Origin of the sequence: Microbacterium sp. LWH10-1.2 (assembly GCF_038397765.1) — a bacterium.
Classification (GTDB): Bacteria; Actinomycetota; Actinomycetes; order Actinomycetales; family Microbacteriaceae; genus Microbacterium; species Microbacterium natoriense.
Map to the genome: position 1 here is coordinate 253,870 of NZ_CP151638.1, position 10,866 is coordinate 264,735.

Below are 10,866 nucleotides of genomic sequence, written 5' to 3' on the forward strand. Positions count from 1 at the left end.
GCTAGTCTCGACATCGGAGAGGTGCATCGTTCGAGCGATGCGCGGGGAGCCTCCGGGGAGAAACAGGGGGACTTCGGTGTCTTCAATCGCTCATTCGCGCGTCCGCCGCGCCGTCGCCGCCGTCACGTCGGCCCTGCTGCTGGCAGCCGGACTCACGGTGGTCACCGAGACGGTCGCGCCGACGACGGCATCCGCAGCGCAGAATCCGACGCAGTGCGCCGGATCGCTGTCGCTCACCAACGGCAGCTTCGAGCAGCCGGTGATGACGTCAGGCGTCACGATCACCAACGAGAACAACATTCCCGGCTGGCTGACGACAGCCACGGACAACCAGATCGAGATCTGGCGCTACCCCGGCAACCCGAACGGCTGGCAGGCCGGGCAGGGCACGCAGTTCGCCGAGCTCAATGCGAACCAGGCCAGCATGCTCTACCAGGACGTCGCGACCACCCCCGGGCAGACCCTGTACTGGTCGCTCAAGCACCGCGGGCGCGTCGGCGTCGACACCATGCGCGTGATGATCGGCGTCCCCGGCGGCACACTCACCAACGTCAGCGGCTCGCTCTCCGACGGCACCGCGGCGTGGGCCACGCACACCGGCTCGTACACGGTGCCCGCGGGTCAGACCCTCACCCGCTTCGGCTTCCAGGCCGTCAGCACGTCGACCGGCAACAACTCGGTCGGCAACCTCCTCGACGACATCTCCTTCGGCACCGGCCCCTGTCTCGTCTCCACCAAGTCGGTGCAGAACCTCACGGGCGGCGGCACGACCGCCAACATCGGCGACACGCTCCGCTACACCGTGACCACCACCAACGGTGGCGGCAACCCGGCGCTCCAGTCGGTCTCCACCGACATCGTCCCCGCGGGCGTCGACTACGTCCCCGGTTCCCTGAAGCTCGTGAGCGGGCCAGGAACCGGAGCGCTGACAGACGCGACGGGCGACGACCGCGGCGAGTACGTCCCCGGTTCGCGCACCGTCAGGGTACGCCTCGGTGAGAACGGGACGGCATCGGCCGGCGGTTCCATCGGCGTCGGCGCCGTGACGTCGTACACCTTCGACGCGAAGGTGCGAGCGGATGCCGCGACCACCACCATCGTCAACGAAGCCAGCGTCGCCTTCCGCGAGCCCGTCACCAACATCGACCGCACGTCGATCACCAACGAGACCCAGACCCCGGTGAACCCGGCGGCCGATCTCGCCATCACGAAGACCCTCGACACGGCCGCGCTGGTCGCTGGGCGCCCCGCGACCTTCACGATCACCGTGACGAACAACGGGCCGCAGACCGGAACCGGAGTGACGGTCACGGACGCGATCCCCGCAGGGCTCACGAACGTCCAGGCCACCCCGAGCGGCGGATCCTGCACGGTCGGCGGAACGGTCACCTGTTCCCTCCCCGACCTCGCCGTCGGCGCCAGCGCGACGATCACGCTGACCGGAACCGTGTCCCCGACGCTGAACCCGGGTGCGGCGCTGACCAACACGGCATCCGTCGCCGGCTCGCGGTTCGACCCGAACCAGGCGAACAACACCGCCACCGCGTCGGGCACGCTGAACGCCGAGGCCGACCTCTCGATCGTCAAGACCTTCCTGCCGACCGCTCCGGTCGCCGGCGACGACGTCACGTACACGCTCGCGGTCCACAACGCCGGCCCCTCCGAGGCGCGCGACGTCAGGATCACCGATCCGCTCGACCCCGCGACCGCCTTCGTCAGCGCGACTCCGCAGCAGGGCACCTGCTCGCTGAGCGGCGACGTGATCGGGTGCCTCCTCGGCACTCTCGCACCGAACGCCACCGTGACGGTGACCGTGGTCGCGCACCTCGATCCCGACGCCGTCGCCGCCGTGCAGAACTCGGCGAGCGTCACGAGCAGCACACCCGACCCCGACCCGTCGAACAACGTCGACTCGACGAGCTTCGACCCGACGATCATCGCCGATCTCGCCGTCACCAAGACGGCATCCGCGGCGCAGGTCTCCGCGGGCGGCACGGTCACGTACACGCTCGTCGTCACGAACAACGGCGCCTCGGATGCCGTGAACGCGGTGCTCGATGACACGCTGCCCGCTGGTCTCACCGTCGCCAGCGTCGCCACGACCTCCGGCAGCTGCGCGACGCCGTCGCCGTCGCGCATCCAGTGCACCTGGCCGATGCTCGCCGACGGCGCCTCCAGTACCGTCACCCTGCAGGCGCTCGTCGCGGCCGACGCCCCCACGGGAACCCTGACGAACACGGCATCCGTGGCCTCGCCCGCCGAGGACTCGAACCCGTCGAACAACTCCGACTCGGCCGACGTCGAGGTCGTGCAGAGCGCCGACATCAGCGTCGTCAAGACCGCCGACGCTCAGGCCGTGCCCGGAGGCGCCTTCGGCTACACCCTGACCGTGACCAACGGCGGTCCGTCCGTCGCCCGCGGCGTGGTGCTCACCGACACGCTCCCGGCCGGCTTCATCCTCGGAGCGACCCCTGCCGGGTGCACGCTCACCGGCAGCACCCTCACGTGCCCGCTCGGTGACCTCACCGTGGGTCAGATCGTGACCGTCCGTCTCGACGGGACGATCGCCGAGAGCGCGACCGGAACGCTGACCAACACGGCGACGGTGACCTCACCGACGCCCGACCCCGATCCGTCGGACAACACGTCCACGGTCGACAAGCCGCTCACCCCGAGCGCCGACGTGGTCGTCGAGAAGACGACGAGCACGCCGAGCGTCCCGCTCCAGGGCGAGGCGAGCTTCGTCATCACCGTGCGCAACGACGGACCGTCCACCGCTGCGGGCGTCGTCGTCGACGACGCGGTGCCCGTGGGCCTCGCGACCACCGGGGCCACCCCGTCGGTCGGCACCTGGTCGGCGGCCGACTCCCGCTGGACCGTCGGCACACTGCTGCCCGGCGAGTCGGCGACCCTCACCGTCACGGCGCAGGTCGTCGCGACCGGCTCGATGACCAACACCGCCACCGGCACCTCGCAGACGCCCGACCCCGACCCGTCGAACAACACCGACACGGCGACGGTCGTCGGCACGCCTTCCGCCGATCTCTCGGTCGTGAAGACGGCGTCCGCCAACCCCGCGAACCTCAACGCGCCGATCACCTACACGATCGTCGTGACGAACAACGGTCCGAGTCCGGCATCCGCCGTCGCGATCTCCGACCCGCTGCCCGCGGCACTGCTGACGCCGACCACGCCCACCGCCGGATGCTCGATCACCGCAGGCCAGCTGAGCTGCGCCGTCGGCACGCTCGCAGTCGGCGCCACGTTCACGGCCACCGTGACGGGAACGGTCGACCCGGCCACGGCCGACACGCAGCTGTCGAACACGGCCACCGTCACCTCGACCACGCCCGACCCCGACCCGTCGGACAACACCTCGACGAGCATCGTGCCGATCGCCGGCACTCCGCGGATCGAGCTCGTGAAGCAGGCGGCCGCCCCGGTCGACGCGAACGGCAACGGCCGCATCGACGCCGGCGACACGGTGGCCTACAGCTTCACGGTGCGGAACACGGGCAACGTGACGTTCACGAGCACGCAGATCACCGACCCGCTGCTGGGTGGGGCCGTGACCTGTGCCGCCCTCGCGACCCCGCTCGCTCCGGGAGCGGAGGCCGTCTGCGCGCCGGTGACCTACACGCTGACGCAGGCCGACCTCGACAACGGCACCGTGCACAACGAGGCCACCGTCACCGGCCAGTCGGCACAGGGAACCGCGACCGACGACGCCGAGGCGAACGTGATCGTCCCGAGCGTGAGCAGCATCGTGCTGACGAAGTCGCCGAACCCCGTGATCGACGTCAACGGCGACAACCAGGTGAACGCCGGCGACACGATCTCCTACACGTTCACCGTGACGAACACCGGCACGACGACGCTGACGAACGCCGCGATCACCGACCCGATGCTCGGGGGAGACGTCACCTGCTCCGCGCTCGACGGGGTCTCGCTCCAGCCCGGCCAGTCGGTCACGTGCGCCCCGATCGACTACACCCTCACGCAGAGCGATATCGACAATGGCGTGGTGCGCAACACGGCCTCCGTCACCGCCGAGTCCCCGACGGGAGACGTCGACGACACGGCATCCGCGTCCGCTGACATCGACCAGACCGCCGGCATCGAGCTGACCAAGAACGTGGGGCAGGTGCAGGACACCACCGGTGACGGATTCATCGGCGCGGGAGACACCGTCCTGTACGACTTCATCGTGCGCAACCCGGGCAACACGACCCTCACGGGCGTGACGGTCTCCGACCCGCTTCTCGGCGCCGGCGCGCTGTGCACGATCGGCGCGCTCGCCCCCGGAGCCAGTGCGAACTGCGGTCCGTTCGCCTACGTGCTGACTCAGGCCGACATCGAGGCGGGACACCGTCCGAACACCGCGACCGCAGAGGGCACCAGCCCGCTCGGCCCGGTCGACGACGAATCCGCCGCCGACGTGACCTTCACCGGCACACCGTCGGTGGAGCTCACGAAGACGCCCGGCACGATCGAGCCCGGCGAAGACGGCATGGTCGGCGCGGGCTACACCGTGCCGTACACGTTCACGATCCACAACACGGGCACGGTCACGCTGACCGACCTCGTCCTCGACGACCCGCTGCTCGGCGGAGCCGTCGACTGCGCGGCGCTCGACGGCCTCGAGCTGCTGCCCGGCGCCGAGGTCTCCTGCGGGCCGGTCGCGTATGAGCTGACCCAGGCAGATGTCGACCGCGGCACCGTGCACAACGTCGCGACGGTCGAGGGCGACAGCGTCGCGGGTCCGGCCGACGCCACGGACGAGGCCGATGTGCGCGTGGCAGGGACCGACGCCCTCTCGCTGCTCAAGTCGGCGGCGGCGATCGTCGACGCGAACGGCAACGGACGCACGGATGCCGGCGACACCATCGCGTACACGTTCACCGTCACGAACACGGGCACGACGACGCTCACCGGCGTCTCGGTCTCCGACCCGCGTCTGAGCGGCGACATCGTCTGCGACACGACGGAGCTGGCTCCCGGCGAGGCGACGGTCTGCCACGGCGAGCCCGCCGTGATCACGCAGGCCGAGGTCGACGCAGGCCAGATCGTGAACACCGCCACCACCACCGGCACAGGTACGAGCGAGATCCCGCCGACGGCGGAGGACACGGTGGTCACGCCCATCGAGGCGCAGCCGGCCATCGCCCTCGCGAAGACCGGCGGGGAGTACGCGGATGCCGACGGCAACGGCAAGATCAGCGCGGGCGACACGGTGAGGTTCCGCTTCACCGTGACGAACACCGGTGCGAGGACGCTGACGGCCGTGGCGATCAGCGACCCGATGCTGGGCGGTACGATCGCCTGCGAGATCCCCGATCTCGCGCCCGGGGCGAAGGCCGACTGCGGTCCGGTCGTCTACGTCCTCACGGCGGCCGACGTCGCGGCGGGCAAGGTCGTCAACGTCGCGACGGCGACCGGCACGGCTGGCGCCGTCACGGTCACGGCGGCGGCGACGGCATCCGTCGACCTGAACGTGCTCGCCACGACCGGCGGCGTCATCAACGGCGTGGGCTGGGCGCTCGCCCTGCTCGCGATCGGCGCGTTCGTGCTCCTGATCGCACGGCTCCGTCGCGACGAGATCGAGGTCTGACCCTCGCGGTCGGATGAGAGGCGCCCGGTGCGGAAGGTCGCACCGGGCGCCTTCGCGTTCACGTCGATGGGCTAGGGTGTACCGCGATAGCGCCTAGGGTTCCGGGGTCCGTCCCGTCTGGTCCGAGCGGCGCCACGGCTCTTCTCCGCAGGAGAGCCGTCATCTGACAGGACAAAAGCCCGGAGGACCCTGTTCGTCGCGCCCGCGGCGGATGGAAGGGTCTGTCATGTCCTCTCTCGCCTTCGTCCTCGTCTTCGCCGCGGCCGTGTCCCACGCCGCCTGGAACGTGATCGCACACGGGGTGAGTCGTGCCGGGGTGCCGTTCCTGTGGTGGGGAGCCGTCGGCGGAACAGCCTTCTGGATCGGAGCCATCCCGTTCACGGGCGGGCTCGGCACCGACGACCTCGGCGGGTTCCTCCTCGGCGTGGGCGTCTCCGCGGCCCTGCACGTCGTCTACATGGCCGTGCTGCAGCGCGGGTACCAGGAGGGCAACCTCTCGACCGTCTACGCCACAGCGAGGGGCACAGGGCCGTTCCTGTCGGTGATCGTCGCGGTGCTGCTGCTCGGGGAGCGCCCGTCCGTCGTCGCGCTGATCGGCGTCGCGGCGGTGATCGTCGGGGTCGTCGCGATCGGGCTGGTCGACCGTGGCGGGGATCGGGTCTTCGACCTCGGGCTCGTGTTCGGGCTGCTCACCGGCGTCGCGATCGCGGCGTACACGATCTGGGATGCGAACGCCGTGCGCACCTGGTCGCTGTCGCCGGTCGCGTTCATGGTCGGCACGATGGTGCTGGAGATCCCGTTCTACACGCTCGGCGTGCGCAGGCGGTGGGATGCCGTCGCGGCCCTGTGGCGCACGCAGTGGAGGCGGATCGTGGCGTTCAGCGTCCTGTCTCCGCTGTCGTACATCCTCGTCCTGACGGCGATCCAGATCGCTCCCGTCGCGCTGGTGGCTCCGCTGCGCGAGGTGAGCGTGGTGCTCGTGAGCCTGTTCGGGGTGCTCGTGCTGAAGGAGGACCGCCCTGGCTGGAGACTCGGCGCATCGGTCGTCGTGGTCGCGGGCATCGTGTTGCTCGCGCTGTAGGCGAGGTCGCGGCGTGAGGGCTCAGCGGAAGTCGACGAGCCCCGCGTGCGCTGCGGTGACGAGGATCTGCACGCGGTCGCGCACCTGCCACTTCGCCATGATGCGGCCGAGGTGAGCCTTGACCGTGCCCTCGGACACGATCAGCGACTGCGCGATCTCGGAGTTCGACATGCCCTGGGCGAGGCGTTCGAGCACCTCCGCCTCGCGCTCGGTGAGCTCTTCGAGCTCCGTGTCGCCGGGGAGCGGTTCCGTGCTGCGCACGTGCTTGACGAGGAGGGACGCGATGCGCGGCGACAGCGAGCTCGCGCCGCTGTGCACCTCGCGCACGCCGGTGACGATGCTCTCCGCGCTCGAATCCTTGAGGAGGTAGCCGGAGGCGCCGGCGCTCAGCATCGGCAGCACGGTGTCGCTGCCGTCGAGGGTGGTGACGGCGAGCACCCGCACCCCCGGCCACCGATCGGCGATAGCCGCGGTGGCCTCGATGCCGTTCATCTCGGGCATCTGGACGTCCATCATCACGACATCCGGCTGGTCCTTCTCGATGAACGCGATCGCCTCGAGGCCGTTCTCCGCCTGCCCGATGACATCGATCGCCGGATCCCTCGCGACGAAATGGGAGAGCGCGGAGCGCACGAGAGGGTCGTCGTCGACGATGAGCACGCGGATGTCCGGCATGAGGGAAGCCTATCGGCGCTGGCCGGGAGGTCAGGGGCAGATCTAGACCTTTGTCTAGTGAGGTCTGGACTCAAGGCAGATGTGCGCGCCGAGCGGAGCCGAGAAGATCAATAGGTACCTAGACGAAAGAACAATCTGCGGAGGTGAACTACTATGACTTTTTGGCAGCGTGTTGGAATGATCTTTGGTGTCTATCGCTAAGCGTACCTGGCTAAAAGGAGATAGTGAACCATGGCGTTTGACCAGTCGGTTCGCGAAGAACCCGGAGTGCTTCGGGTTGGTCGCGGCGAGAGGCTGGGAGCCGTTGAGAGGATCGTCATCCTCACGGCCATCGGCATCGTCGTCTCGATCGATGTCATCGGACTCTTCCTACCTCCTCCTGCGCAACTGGGAGCAGTGCTGATCAGTATCGCTTCCACCTCAGTATTCGCTCTCTATCTGTGGTCCCCGGTCTGGGCGACCGTGGCACTGGCCGTCATCTTCGGCCTCTCTTTTCTCAGCGGAACCGAGACCCAGGTCCTCACCGCCGCCGCAGTCGCGGCCGGAATGGTGATGCGACTGGGCAGGGGGTCCCTGATCTTCTCCTACATCGGAGTCTTCCTCCTGTCCTCGGCGCTCATCGCGTTCGGGGATACGGGGGTGCCCGTGAACGTCGGTGTCCAGATGATCCTGGCCGCCGTGTCGGGCGCCATCGGCTATGCGCTGCGGCTCGGCGCCGAGAGAGGAAGCCGACTCGAGCGCGAGCTCGTCGTGCAGGTCGAGAAGGAGCACGAGGCCGTCCTCGCCGAGAGGCGCTGGATCGCAGGAGAACTCCACGACAGCATCGCGCACCACCTCACCGTGGTCGCCCTGCACGTGCAGATGCTCGACGACCCGACCATGACCTCCGAATCCCAGGAGGCCATCCGGGTCGCCGCACGCAAGGCCATGGCCGATCTGCGCTTCGTGATCGAACTCGCCGACGACGGACCCCGCTCTGCCGGAATGCAGACGGGCGACCTCGATTCGGCGGTCGACGAAGCGAAGGCAGAGATCGAGGCCGCAGGCCACCCCGTCGTCGCGACCGGCGACCCCCGGGATGAGCGCATCCCCCGTGTCGCGGAGATCGCGTTCGCGCGCATCGTCCGAGAGTCGGCGACCAACATCCTCAAGCACGCCGGCCCGGGTGAGGTCGCGATCAGTCTGGACATCGACGACGACTCGGCCGCGCTGACGATCAGCAGTCCGATGCCGACGACCCCACGGAGGGATCTCCCCTCCAGTGGTACCGGTCTCAACCGCATGGCCGAGCGCGTGCTCGGAGCGAGCGGCGAGTTCACGGCGGGTGAGGTCGACGGCGCATGGCAGGTTGCCGCTAGACTGCCAATGGCCTGATCAGCGCCTCAATCAAGACCTAGACGAAAGTCTAGGCAAGTCTGAACGAACGTCCCTATTGAGGGCACCCTCACGCGACCTATCCTGGAATCTCCCCAGAATAAGCGTCCCCAGCGCTGCGATCGCGAGCGCGATCTTCTAAGGCTTCTGAAACCACTGCGCTCGCGATCGCGTTCTGTGTACGGGACACGTCCCGATCAGGCGGCTATCCGCCCACCGCGCGCATGTAGTGCCCGTCCGTCGAGATCCCGGATGCGGCGACCGTGAAGCGCACCACCTCGCTGAGGTAGCGGTCCTCCGACGCCTCGAAGATGCGCCCGTCTGCATCCCTCGAGATGCGACTCAGGCGCAGGATCGGAGTCCCCTGCGGAACGCGCAGCAACGCGGCATCCTGCTCGTCCGCTGCCACCGCGTCGATCACGTGCTGCAGGCCGACGATCGGATGCCCGACGGATGCGAGGTACTCGGTGATCGACACGCTGTCGAGGTCGACCTCGAAGAGCCGCCGCCCGGCGACCTCCGTGTAGAAGAGCCGCTCGAGCATGGTCGGGCGTCCGTCCAGCGACCGCAGCCGTACGACGCTGACGATGGTGTCGTCCGGAGCGACCCCGAGGAGCTCGGCCTTGGAGCCCGCGCGCCGCAGGCTCAGCTCCTGCGTCTGCGCGCCGGGAGTGACGCCGAGGTCGCGCGCCCAGCGGGTGAACGGCACGGACATGTCGACGGCCTGACTCGCCTTTCGCGCGACGACGCGCGCGGGGCGACCGCGGCTGGTCTCGATCAGCCCCTCGCCGCGCAGAGCGGCGAGGGCGTTGCGGATCGGGCCGCGCGAGGTGCTCCAGCGCTCGGCCAGTTCGGCCTCGGTGGGAACGTCATCGCCCGGACGCAGGATGCCGGAGGCGATCTGGGTGCGCAGCTCGTCGGCGATCTGGGTGTACACAGCTTCTGCCACATAGGCATACTACTTGGTCAGGTCGTTGAGGAGCGAGAGGTTTCTCCGGTGTTCATCCGGGAGAACCCTCGGTAAACGACCTCTGAACTCTTGCAAGTTAGGTACCTTTCTCGGCTCGTGACCTGAGAGAGTCATCCGTGGATCAACCCCCACACACCCGAAAGGTCCTCATGAAGCTCCGTGCTCTCCCCGCCCTCGCCGGCGCCGCGGTCCTCGCCCTCGGCCTCGCCGCCTGTTCCGGTTCGGCCGACGCCACCAGCAACGGCGGCACCGACGAGGCAGCCGCGACCTCCAGCTACGCGGTCGACGAGAACACCCTCGTCTTCGGCGTCGTCCCCGACTCGGTCGACACCGAGACCAACTACCAGCCGCTGATGGACTACATCGCGAAGATCACCGGCAAGACGGTCGAGTACCACGAGTCCACCGACTACGCCGCTCTCATCGAGGCCGCGGTCGCGGGCAAGATCGACGTCGCCTCGTTCTCGGGCTTCACCTACGTCACGGCCACCGCCAACGGCGCCAAGCTCACCCCCATCTCCTCCATCGTCACCGAAGAGGGTCAGGAGCCCGGCTACTACTCGCAGGCGATCGTCCCCAAGGGCAGCAGCATCTCGAGCATCGCGGACTTCAAGGGCAAGAAGGTCTGCTTCGTCGACCCGTCCTCGACCTCCGGCTACCTCTTCCCGTCGTACAACCTGCTCAAGGCCGGCATCGACCCGAAGACCGACATCACCCCCGTCTTCGCGGGCAAGCACGACGTGAGCGTGCAGAAGGTCGGCGAGGGCGTCGAGTGCGAGGCGGGCTTCGCCGAGGACTCCGAGGTCGAGAAGTCCGACGCCGTGAAGGTCATCGACGAGACCATGGTGCCCGGAGCTCCGCTGGTCTACTCCTCGACCCTCCCCGACGACGTCACGAAGAAGCTCAGCGACGGCCTCGCCGAGGTCACGATCGACGACATCATCGCCGCGGGCATCAAGAGCGCCGACACGGACTCGTTCCGCAGCGTGTTCTACGCCACGAAGCCGGTCGACGACAAGTACTACGACCTCATCCGCGACATCTGCAAGAAGACCGAAGCGGAGCAGTGCCAGGGCTGACGCCCTGAGCCACGCACCCGGCCGTCGAGCGAGGTCACGACCCGCTCGACGGCCGGGACCGACTCATACAGGAGAT

General features: G+C 68.7%; 6 protein-coding genes. 4 read left to right on the forward strand and 2 right to left on the reverse strand.

Annotated elements, in window-relative coordinates; genetic code table 11:
• Nucleotides 1-76: 76 nt before the first annotated feature.
• A complete protein-coding gene (locus tag MRBLWH10_RS01060; protein WP_341941324.1) occupies nt 77-5,611 on the forward strand; it encodes a hypothetical protein in 5,535 nt (1,844 codons plus the stop codon).
• Nucleotides 5,612-5,837: 226 nt separating this feature from the next.
• Nucleotides 5,838-6,692, forward strand: coding sequence for an EamA family transporter (locus MRBLWH10_RS01065; RefSeq protein WP_341941325.1), 855 nt, complete (start codon nt 5,838-5,840; stop codon nt 6,690-6,692).
• A gap of 21 nt (nt 6,693-6,713) precedes the next feature.
• Here the strand turns inward: MRBLWH10_RS01065 and MRBLWH10_RS01070 are convergent, their stop codons facing one another.
• On the reverse strand, nt 6,714-7,367 hold the full coding sequence (locus MRBLWH10_RS01070) for a response regulator transcription factor (protein WP_105672852.1): 654 nt from the start codon (nt 7,365-7,367) through the stop codon (nt 6,714-6,716).
• 462 nt (nt 7,368-7,829) lie between these two features.
• Here MRBLWH10_RS01070 and MRBLWH10_RS01075 point away from each other — a divergent pair, with 462 nt between their 5' ends.
• Nucleotides 7,830-8,741, forward strand: coding sequence for a histidine kinase (locus MRBLWH10_RS01075; RefSeq protein ID WP_341941326.1), 912 nt, complete (start codon nt 7,830-7,832; stop codon nt 8,739-8,741).
• A gap of 205 nt (nt 8,742-8,946) precedes the next feature.
• Here the strand turns inward: MRBLWH10_RS01075 and MRBLWH10_RS01080 are convergent, their stop codons facing one another.
• Nucleotides 8,947-9,690, reverse strand: coding sequence for a GntR family transcriptional regulator (locus tag MRBLWH10_RS01080; RefSeq protein ID WP_341941327.1), 744 nt, complete (start codon nt 9,688-9,690; stop codon nt 8,947-8,949).
• Between the two features lie 170 nt (nt 9,691-9,860).
• Between MRBLWH10_RS01080 and MRBLWH10_RS01085 the strand changes: the two genes are divergently transcribed.
• Nucleotides 9,861-10,790: a phosphate/phosphite/phosphonate ABC transporter substrate-binding protein gene (locus MRBLWH10_RS01085; RefSeq protein WP_341941328.1), complete on the forward strand. Its 930-nt coding sequence runs from the start codon at nt 9,861-9,863 to the stop codon at nt 10,788-10,790.
• Nucleotides 10,791-10,866 lie beyond the last annotated feature (76 nt).

What these genes read in the sequence shown, in the direction of transcription:
- MRBLWH10_RS01070 (WP_105672852.1), bottom strand. Translation starts at nt 7,367, where the DNA reads ATGCCGGACATCCGCGTGCTCATCGTCGACGACGACCCTCTCGTGCGC.
- MRBLWH10_RS01085 (WP_341941328.1), top strand. Translation starts at nt 9,861, where the DNA reads ATGAAGCTCCGTGCTCTCCCCGCCCTCGCCGGCGCCGCGGTCCTCGCC.
- MRBLWH10_RS01065 (WP_341941325.1), top strand. Translation starts at nt 5,838, where the DNA reads ATGTCCTCTCTCGCCTTCGTCCTCGTCTTCGCCGCGGCCGTGTCCCAC.